The sequence below is a fragment of the Vibrio sagamiensis NBRC 104589 genome, from assembly GCF_007990935.1.
GTDB classification, from domain to species: domain Bacteria; phylum Pseudomonadota; class Gammaproteobacteria; order Enterobacterales; family Vibrionaceae; genus Vibrio; species Vibrio sagamiensis.
Genome location: NZ_BJXJ01000017.1, coordinates 34,069 through 51,111, shown reverse-complemented (window position 1 = coordinate 51,111; position 17,043 = coordinate 34,069). Strand labels below are relative to the sequence as shown.

The following is a 17,043-nucleotide window of genomic DNA, read 5'->3' as shown; positions in this document are numbered from 1 at the left end:
AGACAATGAAAAGGATCAAGCTCAGGAAGAGCTCAGTAGACAGGAAGTAAAAGGATAGCCAAAACTCATCAGGAAGATGAAGAACAACATGGCTGGCAGGGAAAGCATAAAAAATAACAGGATCGTTGGAGCATCTTATCGATGCAACCTTATTTAGCTATTTTCAATAGCAATCAGAAATCGGCAGCCTAATCTGCCGTTTTTTTTTGCTTCATTAAACCTTACAACCAGTAACTTCAAGATGTAGAGCTCAGTGAGCTAACTTGCCTTGATGATGTTGTGCTAAGGTAAATATCTTGTAATCGTTTTATTATTGATGACAATGAAAATAATTTTTTTGACAATAATTGTTGAAAAAACACCCAAGAGCTCTCCAATATAGCATCACTTTCTGGTATGTTTCGCATCCCTGTTTGAGGAAGTCAGCATGCATACTTGCCCTTTATGCCAGAATCAGCGCACGGAATATTACATTGAAGATACGAATCGAGTATACCTCCAATGTACAAGGTGTCAGTTAGTTTTCGTCAACCCAAGTCAACGCTTGGATGCGGAAACAGAAAAAGCACACTATGATCTGCATGAGAACAATCCTGAAGATATGGGATATCGACGTTTTTTGTCGAGGATAGCTGAGCCAATGGCGGCACGAATTTGTCCACACTCCAAAGGGATTGACTTTGGTTGTGGACCTGGCCCAACCCTGTCTCTCATGTTAGAGCAAGTGGGCCATGATATGGCATTGTATGACCTTTACTACCACCCAGATACGTCGGTGTTAGAAAAGCAGTATGATTTCATGACAGCAACAGAGGTGATAGAACACCTCTACCACCCCGATGTGGTGTGGAAGCAATGGTTGAATTTAGTTAAGCCAGGAGGCTGGATTGGCGTCATGACCAAATTGGTTATGAGTAAAGAAGCCTTTCAAACATGGCATTATAAGAATGATCTCACTCATGTAGCATTCTTCAGCCGTGAAACATTCCAGTTCCTAGCTGAGCGAGATAATCTCGAACTCGAATTTATTGGTAATGATGTAATTTTACTGAGGAAGCCCCAGTAATGAGCCGTAGTAAAAAATCTAGGAAGCCAGGAGCCGCAGGCGCACCTGAGTTTATTGTCACTCGTAATCGTACAGAATCTGATGTTGAAGGCCGTTTACGTAAGCGTGCTAAAAAACGCAAAGGTCTTAAGCAAGGCAGTCGTAATTCTGATGTCAACGAGCAGAAGAAGCAATCCGCCGCGCAAAATCGCGATCCGCGTTTGGGCAGCAAGAAAAAGATTCCGTTAATTGTTGAACCAGTAAAGAAAATGACTAAGCAAGAGCGCCGTTTGTCTGCTCAGCAAGAGTTAGAAATGCTGGAAAATGACGCTCAACTTAACGTATTGCTCGATCGCATTGAGGCGGGCGAAAACTTGGGAACAGGTTTGCAGAAATATGTTGATGAGAAACTTGACCGTATTGAAGTACTGATGAATCAATTAGGCTTGTTGGGGCCTGAGCAAGAAGAAGAGGACTTTACTGTGGCAAAAGGCACTCGTAATGACGATGACTTGCTGTCAGATTTCGAAGACATCAATTTCGACGATTATAAAGGATAATTCATCCATGAACGTAACCTTATTAGCGACTGCAGGTGCTGTGATTATTATCGCGCTGGCTTCTTATGCAGGTTACCTTCTTCTGCAATTGAAAAGGCAAAAGGAGTTGCAGCTTAGACATCAAAAATTGGCGATAGATAAACGTAACTCGAATATTTTTGAAAACGTTTATACGCTTTGCCAAGCTGGTATACAAGGTCAATGTGATTTATCCGAAATCAGTATCCGTGTGTATAACATTATGGATTATGTGCAAGGTGAGAGGCGTGTTGACTTTGATAACACTTATCCCGCTATTTCTGAGCTCTTTCACACGGTGAAAGATATGGCTCGTGGTGAAGAGCGTCAGCAGTTAGCCAAAAAAGAGCGAATGCAGCAAAATTTGACGCGTCACAAGGCAGAAACGCGCTTAAATGATGCGGTTATTGAAGAGCTTAAAATATTGCAAAAAAACATTCAGCCTTTGAATGATAAAATTGATATCAAGATAGTCTAGTTATATTCCTTAATGGCAATTTTATTGTATTTGAGGAGCCTGTGATCCTGCTGGCAGTTCTGTGGTTTTTTAGTGAAAAAAATGCCACTGTTAAGTATGGTAGTTAATGTTGTATTAGCCACAATACACTCTGAATTTTTGGGTAGCCTCTGTCTCCCTGTTGTTAACGGAAAGTATCATCATGTCGAATCAAGTTACTGAATCGAAACAGCAAATTGTCTGGGATCAAGAGATCTTGAATAAATACAATTATTCAGGTCCTCGCTATACTTCATACCCGACGGCTTTGGAGTTTCATGAAGCATTTACCATTTCAGATTACGATATGGCGTGTACTCAATATCCAGAGCGGCCATTGTCGTTATACATTCATATCCCTTTTTGTCATCAGCTTTGTTACTACTGTGGTTGTAATAAAGTTATCACTCGTCACGCACACAAAGCAGACCAATATCTTGATGCTCTCGAACATGAAATTCGTCAACGTGCGGCGTTACTGGCGGGAAGAATGGTTACACAATTGCATTTTGGGGGTGGGACTCCGACTTTTCTGTCGGCACAGCAAATTACCCGTTTGATGAATTTATTACGTCAGGAATTCACCTTCGATACTGAAGCTGAAATCAGTATTGAAGTGGATCCTCGCGAAATTGAGTTGACACTATTAGATCACCTCCGTAGTGAAGGCTTCAACCGTTTAAGTATTGGTGTCCAAGACTTTAATAAAGAAGTGCAGAAGCTGGTCAACCGTGAGCAAGATGAAGACTTTATTTTTGCTTTAGTTGAGCATGCTAAAGCACTTGGCTTTCGTTCAACTAACTTGGATTTAATCTACGGATTACCTAAACAGACCAAAGCGTCGTTTGCTCAAACATTGGAAAAAGTATTAACGATGCAGCCAGGGCGCTTGTCGATATTTAATTATGCTCATATGCCTCAACTTTTTGCTGCTCAACGCAAGATCAAAGAGGAAGATTTACCACAAGCGCAAGAGAAAATGGCGATCTTACAGGAAACCATTACTTCATTAACTGAGGCTGGTTACCAATTCATTGGTATGGATCACTTTGCTAAGCCTGATGATGAGTTGGCAATTGCGCAACGAGAGGGTATTCTGCATCGTAATTTCCAAGGCTATACCACTCAAGGTGAATGTGATCTGGTGGGCTTCGGTGTCTCGGCAATTTCTATGATTGGTGATGTTTATGCTCAGAATCAGAAGGAATTGAAAAAATACTATGCCCAAGTCGACGAATTACGCCATGCGTTATGGAAGGGTGTGTCTCTAGACCAAGATGACTTACTACGTAGAGAAGTCATCAAACAGCTGATTTGCAATTTTAAGTTAGATAAAAAAGTGATTGAAGCTGAATTTGGCGTGCAGTTTGAGCATTATTTCCAAGAAGACTTAGCGTTGTTGGCCACTTTTATTAATGACCAGTTAGTTGAAATGGATGAGAACGAAATCCGAGTGACATTACGTGGCCGGTTATTGATCCGTAATATCTGCATGAGCTTTGATAAATACTTACGTATCAAAGCCCGTCAGCAACAGTTTTCCCGAGTGATCTAAACCCAACCAGCTCTCGTGCAGCCAAGGTTTCTGATCTGCGCGCTTTCATCAAAAATGCCAGCAACCGCTGGCATTTTATTTTCTGCTTTAAACCCCTTACACCTTTAGGTGGTGAGAGCTAAGTTTGTCTTGCTGAACACGGCACCTCGCGGTGAATTGGGTCTATTGTTATGCGCGATCTTTTACTTTTTCTTTCAGTGCTGCTTTTTCGCTGTCAGTTAAGAAAGCAAGGTCTAGGCCATTGATTTGTGCCTGACGGATTTGCGCTTGAGTGAGGCCAGCGGCTGGTGCCGCAACTTCGTATTCGTAGGGTAACTCGATGCCTTCTACCGCGGGATCATCGGTGTTCAAACAGGCCAGTACGCCGCGATCAAGGAACTGTTTTATAGGGTGGTTGGCCAGAGACTCAACGGTACTGGTTTGAAAGTTTGAGGTCAGGCAAGACTCAATACCAATGCGGTTTTCTGCAAGGTAATCCATCAGTTTAGGGTCATGGATAGCTTTCACTCCGTGGCCGATACGTGTTGCACCAAGTTCATGGATTGCTTGCCACATGCTTTCTGCTCCAGCGGCCTCTCCAGCGTGAACGGTCACGTTAAGGCCCGCATCGCGAACTTGTTTGAAGTGAGAAACAAAAAGCTCACCAGGTTGGCCAAGCTCATCTCCAGCTAGATCCACGGCAACGATTTGGTCTTTTTGGCTTAAGATCGCATCCAGCTCTTGTTGGCAGGCGTTGGTGCCAAAAGTGCGGCTCATGATGCCAATCAAGTTGGCTTTTACGCCAAAATCACGCATACCGGATTGGACACCATCAACGACAGCTTCAACAACACCAGCAATTGGCAATGAGTGCTTCATAGCCATATAGTAAGGTGAGAAACGCAGCTCGGCATAATCGATTTGAGCGTTCAATGCGTCTTCGACATTTTCATAGGCGACTCTTCGGCATGCATCCAAATCACCAAGTACTGCAACTCCCCAGTCAAGTTTTGACAAAAACGCCACCAAAGAGGGCTCTGCTTCAACAATTTGTACATGAGGAGTCAGTGACTCAACATCGTAAGCAGGGAGAGCAATACCAAACTGTTGGCCAAGTTCTAAAATGGTCTTGGTGCGAATGTTGCCATCAAGGTGGCGATGCAAATCGGTAAGAGGTAGATTTTTAGTTATCATGAAGTTGGTCCAAGTCAGTGTTGTTAACCAGCACGTTTCTAAATATTCTCAAATGCCATTAACTGAATGAGTTTAAGTCACTGTAAAGCGTCACTGGGTATAATTATAAAGAACACTGGCTAAAATTGTCAGTATGATGTAGGGAATTTCCCCTCTGTTTGTGACTTTTTTGTCAGTGTTAATAGAAGATGTTGCTAGGCGTGATTGTTTGATGCAGCAAGGTGCTTATTGCTGGTATTGATGAGCGACATTGAGTAATTCAACTTATTGATGCATTGCTTATATAGCTAAGTAACCTCAAGATGCTCGACTTGTCTTAAGCATCTTGCCGTTATTTGGGGCAGCATCTCGCCGAAGAGCTGAGGTCTTCCTTCCTTCTACAGAGGGTTTGAGTATCCACTGAGCGCAGAGGTTTTATACAGTTCTTTGAGTTTACGAGTGAGTGTATTTCTTCCCCAGCCAAGAGCCTTAGCAGCATCTTGCTTGTGACCTTTGGTATGTTCTAGAGCGGCTTCGAGTAAAATGCGTTCGAATTCTGGCAGAGCATAAGTAAGCAGTTCGGTATCCCCTTCGTTTAATGCTGTGCGAGCCCAAGACGCGAGTTGAGTTTGCCAACTGTGCTCTTCAATTGTTCGTGAGTCCTTTTGCTCTTCCATAAGCTCGTTTGGTAAATCACTAGGAAGAACCTCGCTCCCGCTTGCCATCACGGTTAACCAACGACATAAGTTCTCTAATTGCCGCACGTTACCTGGCCAATCGAGCTGATTGAGTATTTCCACTGAGGAAGCGTGCAGGGCTTTTACATCGACACCAAGCTCATCAGCAGCGCGAATTAAGAAATGTTGAGCTAACTGTTCAATATCTTGTTTACGCTTCCTTAAAGCGGGGATATGCACACGAATCACGTTTAAGCGATGGAATAAATCTTCTCGAAAGTCACCTTCTTTAACACGCAGCTCAAGGTTTTGGTGAGTGGCTGCAATAATACGTACATCAACTTTGATTGGGGAATGACCACCGACACGATAAAATTGCCCATCAGCCAAGACTCTTAACAAACGAGTTTGGATATCGAGTGGCATATCACCAATTTCATCCAAAAACAGAGTGCCGCCATTGGCTTGCTCGAATCGGCCCTGTCGCACACTATTTGCGCCAGTAAATGCGCCCTTTTCATGACCAAACAACTCAGATTCGATCAGATCTTTAGGGATGGCTGCCATATTGAGGGCGATAAAAGGTTGGTTGGCTCTTGGACTATGGCGGTGTAATGCTTGGGCGACGAGCTCTTTACCCGTTCCTGATTCGCCATTAATCAGCACTGAAATCGAGGAGCGTGATAAACGACCAATAGCTCGAAATACCTCTTGCATTGCTGGTGCTTCACCGATGATTTCAGGTGTATCTTGTTTTAAATCGGTGCTTTGAGTGTGTTCACGTTTCGTTTCTTGGCAATGTGCAATCGCTCGCTCGACTAAGTTGAGCGCTTCATCTATATCGAAGGGTTTGGGCAGGTACTCAAATGCGCCTTTTTGGTAAGCATTGACCGCTGCATCTAAATCGGAATGAGCAGTCATGATGATCACAGGTAAGTCAGGGTAACGGTGTTGAACCTGTTTTAATAGCTCTAAGCCATCGATGCCTGGCATACGAATATCTGAGACTAAAACGTCAGGCACTTCGCGTTCTAGAGCCACAAGAACGCTTTCACTATTCGCGTAAGTTTCACATTTAATATTGGCACTCGAGAGCGTCTTCTCCATAACCCAGCGAATGGAACTGTCGTCATCAACGACCCAAACATACCCCTTAGTCATATGTATAAATCTCCGCTGTGTTTTATATCGGTAAGTGAATAGTAAATCTTGTTTGGCCTGGCCAACTTTCAACATCTATCTTGCCATGATGCTGATCGAGCATGTCTTGTGCGATTGATAATCCAAGGCCAGTGCCTCCTTGACGACCACTCACCATTGGGTAGAACAAGGTATCTTTGAGCTCTGGTGCAATGCCAGGACCATTGTCGGTAATCTCAATTTTTGCAGCAAGTTTGCAGCGTTGCCCGTGGATATTCGCTTGATGAACGGTTCTGGTTTTTAACGTAATTTTTCTTTCTTGTTGTTCGGTTAGGACTTGTGCTGCGTTACGCACAATATTCAACATGGCTTGCTCAATCTGGTCTGCATCCATCAAAATTTCTGGCAAACTTGGGTCATAATCACGCTCAATGTCGATTGTCTTATGCGATTCTAACTCGATCAATTGACGGACTTTTTCCAATATTTGGTGTAGGTTTTGTGGCTTTTTCTTGCCCGGTTTTTGTGGCCCGAGTAATCGGTCGACTAGCACTCTTAAACGGTCGGCCTGCTCAATAATGATTTGAGTATATTCATTAAGGCTCGGGTCGGGTAACTGTTTTTCTAAAAGCTGAGCCGCACCGCGCAGGCCGCCTAACGGGTTTTTGATTTCATGAGCTAATCCGCGTACAAGGAGTTTTGCAGCTTGCCTTTGTGCATGTTGGTTGAGTTCTTGGGTCAAGCGTCTCTGCTGATCGATTTTGCGCATCTCAACCAACAACATGAGTTGTTTTTGCCACGTAACTGGACTGATGGTCACTTCGAGCATCAGTGGTCGGCCATCGACAATAAAGGTCACATCACTGTCGGTAATGCTTTGGCCACTTTGTAAAGGTTGAGTGATCAAGCTTAAGTCCAGTGAAGCATGCTCAACTAATTGTGAGAGTGATTGCTCAATAAGACGCTTCGCACTTTGTGCAAACAACAGCTCTGCGGCTGGATTTGCGTAGTGAACGGTTAACTGATCATCCAGAATCAGGGTTGCAGTAACCATGTTAGTGAGAATTACATCTGAAAGATTGATATCCACATAACGTCCTTGTGAGTTGTTAAACCTCTGCGCACCAAGTTGGTGCAATGCAAATTAAGTATGACAAATAGACTCGATAAGAAAAAGTGAAATGTTCACACTGACTCTCTTCAGGACTTTATTTGCTGGTGATACTGCTTTGAGGTCTTCATATGATGATCTGTTGTGCTGATATATAGAGAATCGATAAGACTGTGCAAAAAAGGCCCACCAAACTGGCGAGCCTTAAATGGTATCTATACCTTGAGCTGTGGCACTAGTACTTTGAGTAGTGACACTACAGCAAGGTTACACAGAGTAGTACAGTTCAAACTCCAGAGGGTGAGTGGTCATATTGACGCGTTCAACATCTTGCTCTTTCAATGCAATGTAAGAATCGATAAAGTCATCAGAGAATACGCCGCCTGCCGTTAAGAACTCACGGTCAATGCTGAGTTCTTCTAGTGCATCTTTCAGTGAGTATGCAACTGTTGGTATCTCTGCTGCTTCTTCAGCTGGTAGGTCGTAAAGGTCTTTGTCCATCGCTTCGCCAGGGTGGATCTTGTTCTTAATGCCATCAAGACCAGCCATTAGCATTGCCGCGAACGCTAGGTATGGGTTAGCTGCTGGGTCACCGAAACGCACTTCGATACGGCGTGCTTTCGGGCTTGGTACTACTGGGATGCGGATAGAAGCAGAACGATTACGTGCTGAGTAGGCGAGCATAACTGGCGCTTCGAAGCCTGGTACAAGACGCTTGTACGAGTTAGTCGATGGGTTAGCAAATGCGTTGATGGCGCGTGCGTGCTTGATGATGCCGCCGATGTAGTAAAGCGCCATCTCGGATAGACCGCCGTATTTATCACCAGCAAATAGGTTCACACCGTCTTTTGCTAAAGATTGGTGAACGTGCATACCGCTGCCGTTATCACCAACAAGTGGTTTAGGCATGAATGTCGCTGTCTTACCAAATGCGTGAGCAACGTTGTGCACCACGTACTTGTAGATTTGGATTTCGTCAGCTTTAGTGGTTAGCGTATTGAAACGAGTAGCGATTTCGTTTTGACCTGCCGTTGCTACTTCATGGTGGTGCGCTTCAACCACAAGGCCCATTTCTTCCATGACTAGGCACATAGCAGAACGAATATCTTGAGATGAATCGACAGGAGCAACTGGGAAGTAGCCTCCTTTAATGCCTGGGCGGTGACCTTTGTTACCTTCTTCGTAATCAGAACCTGTGTTCCACGCTGCTTCTACGTCGTCAATTTTGAAGAAAGAGCCTGACATGTCTGTTGAGAACTTCACATCATCAAATAGGAAGAATTCTGGCTCAGGGCCGATAAGTACGGTGTCGGCAATGCCTGTTGAACGCATGAAGTCTTCTGCACGCTTGGCGATAGAACGAGGATCGCGGTCATAGCCTTGCATTGTTGCAGGCTCTAGGATATCACAACGAATGTTTAGCGTGGCATCTTCAGTGAATGGGTCAAGCACCGCAGAAGAGGCATCTGGCATCATAACCATGTCTGATTCGTTAATGCCTTTCCAGCCTGCAACGGAGGAACCATCGAACATTTTGCCTTCCTCGAAGAAATCAGTATCAATTTGGTGAGCAGGGATTGAGATATGCTGCTCTTTACCTTTTGTATCTGTGAAACGTAAGTCCACAAACTTAACTTCGTTTTCTTGGATCAGCGATAAAACATTTTCTACTGACATCTTGGATAACCTCCAGTGTTATTAAAGCGGTAGTAACTTGTTATAGGGAAACAAGGGTTAAATCTAGCATTGATTAATATTTTTAATCTGTCATTAATCGATGCTGACTCTGTAAAGCTAAAACTGTGCCAATTAATATATCTCTTTATTATCAATTATTTAATGTTTTTTTGACTGCATTGTTATAAAAAACTGCACCATCATGAACACGGTTTGCACTATATTGGTGCAGAAAGGTATGCTGGTGAATTCTTGTTATTGCTAACACTGTGGCATGCATTGATTTCGTTAACATGACAGTACTAAGCAACAGATTACAATTCAGCCTACTTTTTGTTCTATAGTCAATTTATATAGTGCAACTATTAGAGTAAAGTAGCACTCAGAGCATTTATTGTGCCGAGTAAACTGTGGATTACGCGTAAAATTCACAGAAAAGCTAAGGACTGGATCACATATTTCTAGGCTTTTTGCTAAAATCTGGTACATTATGGCCGTTTTTTTAATCAGAAAATGCCACCAGAGAGCAACCGTTCTCGGTTCGGGGGCATTTCATTTATCTAAGTGAAACAATATCCATGGCTACTCCACAGATTGATAAATTAAGAAATATCGCGATCATCGCGCACGTTGACCACGGTAAAACAACATTGGTTGACAAGCTGCTACAACAATCAGGCACGTTAGAGTCTCGCGGTGAAGCTGAAGAGCGAGTCATGGACTCGAACGACATTGAGAAAGAGCGTGGCATCACCATCTTAGCTAAAAATACTGCAATTAACTGGAACGACTACCGTATTAATATCGTAGATACTCCAGGACACGCAGATTTTGGTGGAGAAGTAGAACGCATCATGTCGATGGTAGACTCTGTACTACTCATCGTTGATGCCGTTGATGGTCCAATGCCGCAAACTCGTTTCGTAACTCAAAAAGCGTTTGCCCATGGCCTTAAACCAATCGTTGTAATCAACAAGATTGACCGTCCTGGTGCACGCCCTGATTGGGTTATGGACCAAGTATTTGATTTATTCGATAACCTAGGTGCCACTGACGAACAACTAGATTTTAAAGTCGTTTATGCGTCAGCACTAAACGGTTGGGCTGCTCTAGAAGAAGGCGAAACAGGCGAAAACATGGAACCACTGTTCCAAACTATCGTTGAAGAAGTAGCGGCACCTGAAGTAGACCTAGATGGTCCACTACAAATGCAAGTTTCACAGTTAGATTACAGCTCTTACGTGGGTGTTATCGGTGTTGCTCGTGTTACTCGTGGTAGCGTGAAGCCAAACCAACAAGTGACGGTAATCAGCGCTGATGGTAAAACTCGTAATGGTAAAGTTGGCACAGTAATGGGCTACCTAGGTCTAGACCGCCATGAAGTTGAGCAAGCAAATGCGGGTGATATTATTGCTATCACAGGCCTTGGTGAGCTAAAAATTTCTGACACAATATGTGCACAAAATGCTGTCGAAGCACTACCAGCATTGTCTGTTGATGAGCCAACAGTAACCATGACGTTCCAAGTTAATACTTCTCCATTCGCTGGTAAAGAAGGTAAGTTCGTGACTTCACGTAACATCCTTGAGCGTCTAGAGAAGGAACTGGTACACAACGTTGCCCTACGTGTTGAGCAAACTGACGATCCAGATAAATTCCGCGTATCAGGCCGTGGTGAGCTTCACCTATCTATCCTGATCGAGAACATGCGTCGTGAAGGTTTCGAGCTTGCTGTATCTCGTCCAGAAGTTATCATCAAAGAAGAAGATGGTCAGCTAATGGAACCATTCGAGACTGTAACGATTGACGTTATGGAAGAGCACCAAGGTGGCATCATGGAGAACATTGGCCTGCGTAAAGGTGAGCTGAAAGATATGTCTCCAGATGGTAAAGGTCGCGTTCGTATGGACTTCATCATGCCATCTCGTGGTCTGATCGGTTTCCAAACTGAATTTATGACACTGACATCGGGTTCAGGTCTTCTTTACCATACGTTTGATCACTATGGCCCACACAAAGGTGGTAACATTGGTCAACGTATCAATGGTGTATTGATTGCTAACGCTATGGGTAAAGCGCTAACAAACGCCTTGTTTAACCTGCAAGAGCGTGGTCGTCTATTTATCGGTCACGGTGTCGAAGTTTACGAAGGTATGGTTATCGGTATTCATAGCCGTGACAATGACCTGACGGTAAACGCCCTGAAAGGTAAGCAGCTGACTAACGTACGTGCATCAGGTACGGATGACGCACAGGTTCTTACTCCGCCAATCATCATGACTCTTGAGCAAGCTCTAGAATTTATTGACGATGACGAGCTAGTAGAAGTGACGCCAGAGAGCATCCGTATTCGTAAGAAATTCCTAACGGAAAGCGATCGTAAACGTGCTTCACGTGCGGCTAAATAAGCTGAACTAGCCAACTGAATATAAAAGCCCCGAGCCATGGAAATGACTCGGGGCTTTTTTATCTCTCTTGTTATCAATGATTGGGTATATACTTAGTTTTGATTAAGCTGTTGCAAAAAGTTATTGGACTCTGCAATCGCTGCATTCATCTGTTTTATGGCGTATTGGATTTCTTTTTCCAAGCTAGAAAACTCACCACGCAGAGAACCGATCGCACTGGCATTTAAGTTGTGCTTAAGATACAGAGTGTTATCGCGCAGTGTATTTAGCACTGGCGTCATTTTTTGCTCGGCTCGCTGCATGGCTTTGAGCATAGTGTGATAAGACGCTTGGGTTTGCTTCAGTTTTTGTTCACTTGATTGGCGTAGTTTTGCGCTGGTATAGAGGTTGAGCTCTTCTTGCCATTCATCGAATAAGGCTTCGGAAACATCTTCAATGGCAGCGATACGATCACGTACATCTTGTGCTGCTTTTTCACTTTCCTCGTACTGGTCGTTGACGCTGTTATAGACATCTTCTAGCTCGCCACCTTTAAAATTGGTGAGTGCTGAGAGAGCTTCTAGTGCGTTGGTAAACTCTTGTTGAGCCTCTTGCTGTGCTTGCTTGGCATCTTCGACACGGTCGACCATAATCTCTCGTTTGTGGTAGCCGACTTTCTCCATAGCGGAATAGTAGGCAGATTGACAGCCAGTTAAAGTAAAAATAGAAACAAATATCATCAGTAAATACGGCATTCTTAATGTCCTCGATGCGAATTTATGGAATGAACTATGGACCACTTATCAGAACGTTACAAGGCAAGATTCAGTAAACTTATTTCAAGTAGTATTGCGTTTTTACGTTATCTACTCAAACGTATGGGACATGATCGTGTCAATGTTAACGCCGGGTACTTAGCGTATATCACACTATTGTCTCTTGTGCCGATGTTGACCGTCTTGCTGTCGATTTTGTCGAAGTTTCCGGTGTTCGAAAATGTAGGCGAAGTGGTACAAGACTATATTATTGAAAACTTTGTGCCTGCTTCCGGTGAAGTTGTAGATAAAGCACTGCAAGAATTTGTCGCTAATACGGGTAAGATGACCGCAGTCGGTGGGGCTTTTTTGTTTGTTGCCGCCTTGATGCTGATTTCAAATATCGATAGAAACTTAAACTACATCTGGCGTGTTAAAGATAAACGTCGTGCTATCTTTTCTTTTTCAATGTATTGGATGGTATTGACATTGGGGCCGATTCTCGTTGGCGCCAGTATTGCTGCTACTTCTTATGTTACCTCACTCAAAATTATTGACAATGAAACGCTTCATGGCGCTTATAACTTGTTATTACGCTGGTTACCGATGCTATTGTCTTTTTTTGCATTTATGGGATTGTACTTTCTGGTCCCAAATGAAAAGGTCTATTTCTTACATGGTGCAGCAGGAGCAGCGGTTGCGGCATTTTTGTTTGAGTTGAGTAAGAAAGGGTTCGCTCTCTACATTACTCAATTTCCTTCTTATCAACTGATTTATGGTGCACTGGCTGCGATCCCAATTTTATTTGTTTGGATCTATCTATGTTGGCTCATTGTCCTTATTGGTGCGGAAATTACCGCAGCACTCGGTGAAAGAGAGCACTGGAGGGATAATTTAGAGATGATACACTCAAGCGCTGAATTGAAATTAACCCATGAAGGAAATGAAAACCGTGATAGCACTAATTCAAAGAGTCAGTGAAGCTTCTGTAAGAGTTGAGAGTGAAGTTGTTGGTTCAATCGATCAAGGTTTATTGGTTTTGCTTGGGGTTGAAAAAGAAGACGATGAAGTTAAAGCAAAGCGCTTGATGGAACGTGTTACAACTTATCGAGTTTTTGAAGATGATCAAGGCAAGATGAACTTGAACGTTAAACAAGTTGGAGGACAAGTATTAGTTGTCTCGCAATTTACTTTGCCCGCGGATACCAAAAAAGGAACTCGGGCTGGCTTTTCTCGTGGTGCGGACCCAATCGATGCTGAGCGATTATATGACTATTTTTCTGACCTTTGTCAGCAAGTACTACCGACACAAAGAGGACGTTTTGCAGCTGATATGAAGGTCTCTCTCACGAATGATGGCCCAGTCACATTTTGGCTACAGGTCTGATCTGTTAATATTAACGACTAGGCTAAGCTGCTCTAACTTTGAACAACTGAGCTCTTCTCTATTGTTCTATTTTTTGATTTGTACTTTCAAGGATTGATATGTTCAAACTCATCACACCACAAACAGACAACCAACTCAAAAAGTACTATCAATTCCGCTGGCAGCTACTACGTGAGCCTTGGCGTATGCCGATTGGTTCTGAAAGAGATGAATTTGATGGCATGAGCCATCATCGTATGATTGTTGATAGCCGAGGTCGCCCAATGGCTATCGGTCGCTTGTATATTACACCTGATAACGATGGCCAAATTCGTTATATGGCGGTAAAAAATAACCGACGCAGCAAAGGATTAGGCTCTTTAATTTTGGTCGCGCTCGAGTCTCTTGCTCGCCAAGAGGGAGCAAAACGTTTGGTATGCAATGCCCGTGAGGATGCGATTGCATTTTATGAAAAAAACCATTTTGAGCGGCGTGGAGAGTTGACCGATATCAGAGGGCCAGTTCGTCATCAGCAAATGGTGAAAAAATTGGACCCAATGGCTAACGTATTACGTAGACCTGATTGGTGTACGGAACTACAGCAGCGTTGGGAAGCTCAAATCCCCATTGCCGATAAGATGGGAATTAAGATTAATCAGTATACCGGTTACCAATTCGAGTGTAGTGCTCAACTGAATCCTAACCTTAATCCACAAAATACGTTATTTGCGGGTTCTGCATTTACCTTAGCGACTTTGACCGGATGGGGTATGACTTGGTTACTGATGAAAGAGCGAAACTTACATGGTGATATTGTCTTGGCTGATAGCGCAATTCGTTATCGTCATCCTGTTGAGCAAAGCCCCGTTGCGATGACATCACTTGATGGCATCAGCGGTGACTTAGACCGCTTGGCATCTGGACGTAAAGCACGGATTGTGATTCATGTGGTGATCTACAGTGGCGATGTTGCTGCCGTTGATTTTACTGGCACTTATATGCTGCTACCCAATTATTCCAAATTACTCCGTTGTTAGTGCAAGATTTGTTGTTAACTGATTGATTTGATGGAACTGTCAGTCTTTTGTGCCCGTTAGGCTGGGCTTGTCCTGCTGCAGTTTGTTTTCTTTCTCTGTACTAGAGTCTGATGACCCGTTTGTCTGGCAACGGGTGGTGGTCTGCTGCTCGCCACTGAGAAGATCGCCTGTTGCATGCCAGCAATGGGTGTCAATTTGGTAAATTAAACCACTGAGCGGATTGCTGGCTAAATCAAACTTACCGCTGATCTGGCCATTAATGTCATTGCCCGATACGCTGATCGGAGCAAGACTCAGTGTTCCACGCTGTGCTTCCAGCTTAAGAGGGGTTAATGTTATCGTTTTAGAGGTGCCATCTGTTGGTAAAATTAACGTCGCCTCTCGGAAGTTGGCTGTGGTTTCTCCTGATAAACTGTAGGCGAGCATTTGGCGATCACCTGCCAGTCCATGCAGGTTCACCGTTAGGTCTGACAAACCCGAAAAATGGCCAGGCGTGTCTAGATAAGTTGTAAAAAATTCTACCGGTACCCCATTGGCGTCCAGTTGAAGTGTCCAAGGTTTGCTGGGGGTATTTAAATCGACCTGACCTAAGGCTTTTAGATATCCTTGTGTCAGTGGTAAGAATAATTGTTCAAGCTGCCACAAACCATCGATACTTTGGGTGCTTAAGGCCGCATGCGATGAAAGATACTGATCATAGCTGGCACTCACGGCACTGGCCTCAAGGCGTCCATCCCAAATTTCCCATAGTGTCGGTGTCGGTATGATCTGTAGGTTGTTTCCCGTTAGGTTGAGCCCCGAAATTTGCCAAAAAGGTGCTTGAGCCAGTTGAATCACTTGGCTGCGCTTAACGGATAAATGAGTGATCTTGGTCAGTGGGGTGTATTGCGCTAGATGGTGCATCCATTGCAAGCGGTTGTCAGGCTTTATGGTCCATTTAACATCGTTAATACTGGCTGAGTTTATCTGCCATTGGTTAGGTTCAATCTGACCTGTTATATTGACTTGTCCTTGTTGCCAATCAAAACTCAGATCTTCAACGTTTATGTCATTAGGCTGGAATTGAGCTTGCAAATGAGGGTTGATGAATATTTGATCTTGAAACGAGATGCTGTCGGCCTGCAAAGAGAGATTGGCACTCGATTGCCAGAGAGAAAAGGGTAAGGATGCATTTTCTAGCGATAATGAAGCATGCTGAAAATGCCAACCCCCATACTGAATGTCTGCATTGAGTAGATCGAGACTATTGATATCTCTTAGGCGAATAGGCCAATTCTGCCAAGGTTTGTCGAGTAAGCTGCTCAGCTGATCTTGGTTAAGGTGTAATTTATCCACAGTAACATTGACCAAGGACCAACCTTGTGGGTATTGCTCGCCCTGTCCTGATACTAAGCTGTCGCGCCAATTAAATGAGGTGCCATATAAGGTGCTATTTTGGGGTTGGTAATGAAGATCGAGGAGTAAATTATCAAATTTTTCACCATTCCACCTAAGGCTTTCTGCGGACAGTTGAATGTCACCATAAGGCACAATTTGATGGGGTTCTAACCAAGTAGGGAGCTGAACTTGAACGTTTAGGTTATCAATAAAAAAAGTACCATCATTGTAGTGAGCATTCTTTAACGCTATTTGATGGAATGTGGCTTGTTGCCATTGACTCAACGTTTGTTCTGATTCCTTCAGTTTAAGCATACCAGATGTTAACGTTATACCGTCGACAAGTAAGCTATCTATAATCCATTTTCCATTTGCTCTTAACGATGGATTGAACCAAATATCGATTTGGTTGATCGAAGAACCAGGTGCAGACGAAAGCTCTATTTGATGCAAAGAAAAGTGATAAGGGAAATCATAATGAACTTGCCGGGCTTGGAAGGGTAAATCTACGTATCGAGAAAGCTTATTCCAAACTTTATCGGAGTACGAGGTCGTGAGTGTTGCTATAAAAACAATAGGTAGCACGATACTCAATATGAGCAAAAACAATATAATGCGTGTTGCTGTTTTCATGGCTATTCGTTTGAACCCAATCGAAGGATATTGTTAAGCTTGTACTAATCTTGAGCG

The 17,043-nt window shown here is 43.5% G+C and carries 14 protein-coding genes; 8 read left to right on the top strand and 6 right to left on the bottom strand.

Annotated elements, in window-relative coordinates:
- Positions 1 to 427 precede the first annotated feature (427 nt).
- The 4 genes from VSA01S_RS10000 (at position 428) to hemN (ending at position 3,674) form a co-directional block, all read left to right on the top strand.
- A complete protein-coding gene (locus tag VSA01S_RS10000; protein WP_039980394.1) occupies positions 428 to 1,066 on the top strand; it encodes a class I SAM-dependent methyltransferase in 639 nt (212 codons plus the stop codon).
- A complete protein-coding gene (gene yihI, locus VSA01S_RS09995; protein ID WP_039980395.1) occupies positions 1,066 to 1,605 on the top strand; it encodes a Der GTPase-activating protein YihI in 540 nt (179 codons plus the stop codon). The genes VSA01S_RS10000 and yihI overlap by 1 nt, the downstream gene beginning before the upstream one ends.
- Before the next feature lie 7 nt (positions 1,606 to 1,612).
- On the top strand, positions 1,613 to 2,101 hold the full coding sequence (locus tag VSA01S_RS09990) for a DUF2489 domain-containing protein (protein ID WP_039980396.1): 489 nt from the start codon (positions 1,613 to 1,615) through the stop codon (positions 2,099 to 2,101).
- Positions 2,102 to 2,282: 181 nt separating this feature from the next.
- Positions 2,283 to 3,674: an oxygen-independent coproporphyrinogen III oxidase gene (gene hemN / locus VSA01S_RS09985; protein WP_039980397.1), complete on the top strand. Its 1,392-nt coding sequence runs from the start codon at positions 2,283 to 2,285 to the stop codon at positions 3,672 to 3,674.
- Positions 3,675 to 3,842: 168 nt separating this feature from the next.
- Here the strand turns inward: hemN and add are convergent, their stop codons facing one another.
- The 4 genes from add to glnA all read right to left on the bottom strand — a co-directional run bounded on the left by add (position 3,843) and on the right by glnA (position 9,431).
- Positions 3,843 to 4,847 (bottom strand): adenosine deaminase, encoded by a 1,005-nt coding sequence (gene add, locus VSA01S_RS09980; protein ID WP_039980399.1) that lies wholly within the window; start codon positions 4,845 to 4,847, stop codon positions 3,843 to 3,845.
- A gap of 377 nt (positions 4,848 to 5,224) precedes the next feature.
- Positions 5,225 to 6,664 carry a nitrogen regulation protein NR(I) gene (gene glnG / locus VSA01S_RS09975; RefSeq protein ID WP_050567295.1) on the bottom strand — a complete coding sequence of 480 codons (1,440 nt, stop codon included), beginning with the start codon at positions 6,662 to 6,664 and terminating at the stop codon, positions 5,225 to 5,227.
- Positions 6,665 to 6,686: 22 nt separating this feature from the next.
- On the bottom strand, positions 6,687 to 7,733 hold the full coding sequence (gene glnL / locus VSA01S_RS09970; RefSeq protein WP_039980400.1) for a nitrogen regulation protein NR(II): 1,047 nt from the start codon (positions 7,731 to 7,733) through the stop codon (positions 6,687 to 6,689).
- A gap of 288 nt (positions 7,734 to 8,021) precedes the next feature.
- The gene (gene glnA, locus VSA01S_RS09965; RefSeq protein ID WP_039980402.1) at positions 8,022 to 9,431 is read right to left on the bottom strand and encodes a glutamate--ammonia ligase; all 1,410 of its coding nucleotides are present in this window, start codon (positions 9,429 to 9,431) and stop codon (positions 8,022 to 8,024) included.
- A gap of 578 nt (positions 9,432 to 10,009) precedes the next feature.
- Between glnA and typA the strand changes: the two genes are divergently transcribed.
- Positions 10,010 to 11,839 carry a translational GTPase TypA gene (typA, locus tag VSA01S_RS09960; protein ID WP_021709413.1) on the top strand — a complete coding sequence of 610 codons (1,830 nt, stop codon included), beginning with the start codon at positions 10,010 to 10,012 and terminating at the stop codon, positions 11,837 to 11,839.
- Positions 11,840 to 11,931: 92 nt separating this feature from the next.
- On the opposite strand, the gene VSA01S_RS09955 is transcribed toward typA, so the two are convergent.
- On the bottom strand, positions 11,932 to 12,573 hold the full coding sequence (locus VSA01S_RS09955; RefSeq protein WP_039980403.1) for a DUF2959 domain-containing protein: 642 nt from the start codon (positions 12,571 to 12,573) through the stop codon (positions 11,932 to 11,934).
- 36 nt (positions 12,574 to 12,609) lie between these two features.
- On the opposite strand from VSA01S_RS09955, the gene VSA01S_RS09950 reads away from it, so the two are divergent.
- From VSA01S_RS09950 to VSA01S_RS09940, 3 genes are all read left to right on the top strand, one after another.
- The gene (locus tag VSA01S_RS09950; RefSeq protein WP_039980405.1) at positions 12,610 to 13,554 is read left to right on the top strand and encodes a virulence factor BrkB family protein; all 945 of its coding nucleotides are present in this window, start codon (positions 12,610 to 12,612) and stop codon (positions 13,552 to 13,554) included.
- Positions 13,526 to 13,960, top strand: coding sequence for a D-aminoacyl-tRNA deacylase (gene dtd / locus VSA01S_RS09945; RefSeq protein ID WP_039980452.1), 435 nt, complete (start codon positions 13,526 to 13,528; stop codon positions 13,958 to 13,960). Before VSA01S_RS09950 ends, dtd begins: the two co-directional genes overlap by 29 nt.
- Positions 13,961 to 14,058: 98 nt before the next feature.
- Positions 14,059 to 14,976 (top strand): bifunctional GNAT family N-acetyltransferase/hotdog fold thioesterase, encoded by a 918-nt coding sequence (locus tag VSA01S_RS09940; protein WP_039980406.1) that lies wholly within the window; start codon positions 14,059 to 14,061, stop codon positions 14,974 to 14,976.
- A gap of 39 nt (positions 14,977 to 15,015) precedes the next feature.
- Here the strand turns inward: VSA01S_RS09940 and VSA01S_RS09935 are convergent, their stop codons facing one another.
- Positions 15,016 to 16,986: an AsmA family protein gene (locus VSA01S_RS09935; RefSeq protein ID WP_050567296.1), complete on the bottom strand. Its 1,971-nt coding sequence runs from the start codon at positions 16,984 to 16,986 to the stop codon at positions 15,016 to 15,018.
- Positions 16,987 to 17,043: the final 57 nt, after the last annotated feature.

Coding starts and splice junctions, on each gene's coding strand:
- yihI (WP_039980395.1), top strand. CDS start 1,066: ATGAGCCGTAGTAAAAAATCTAGGAAGCCAGGAGCCGCAGGCGCACCT.
- hemN (WP_039980397.1), top strand. CDS start 2,283: ATGTCGAATCAAGTTACTGAATCGAAACAGCAAATTGTCTGGGATCAA.
- VSA01S_RS09955 (WP_039980403.1), bottom strand. CDS start 12,573: ATGCCGTATTTACTGATGATATTTGTTTCTATTTTTACTTTAACTGGC.
- glnG (WP_050567295.1), bottom strand. CDS start 6,664: ATGACTAAGGGGTATGTTTGGGTCGTTGATGACGACAGTTCCATTCGC.
- VSA01S_RS09935 (WP_050567296.1), bottom strand. CDS start 16,986: ATGAAAACAGCAACACGCATTATATTGTTTTTGCTCATATTGAGTATC.
- add (WP_039980399.1), bottom strand. CDS start 4,847: ATGATAACTAAAAATCTACCTCTTACCGATTTGCATCGCCACCTTGAT.
- typA (WP_021709413.1), top strand. CDS start 10,010: ATGGCTACTCCACAGATTGATAAATTAAGAAATATCGCGATCATCGCG.
- glnA (WP_039980402.1), bottom strand. CDS start 9,431: ATGTCAGTAGAAAATGTTTTATCGCTGATCCAAGAAAACGAAGTTAAG.
- VSA01S_RS10000 (WP_039980394.1), top strand. CDS start 428: ATGCATACTTGCCCTTTATGCCAGAATCAGCGCACGGAATATTACATT.
- VSA01S_RS09940 (WP_039980406.1), top strand. CDS start 14,059: ATGTTCAAACTCATCACACCACAAACAGACAACCAACTCAAAAAGTAC.
- VSA01S_RS09950 (WP_039980405.1), top strand. CDS start 12,610: ATGGACCACTTATCAGAACGTTACAAGGCAAGATTCAGTAAACTTATT.
- VSA01S_RS09990 (WP_039980396.1), top strand. CDS start 1,613: ATGAACGTAACCTTATTAGCGACTGCAGGTGCTGTGATTATTATCGCG.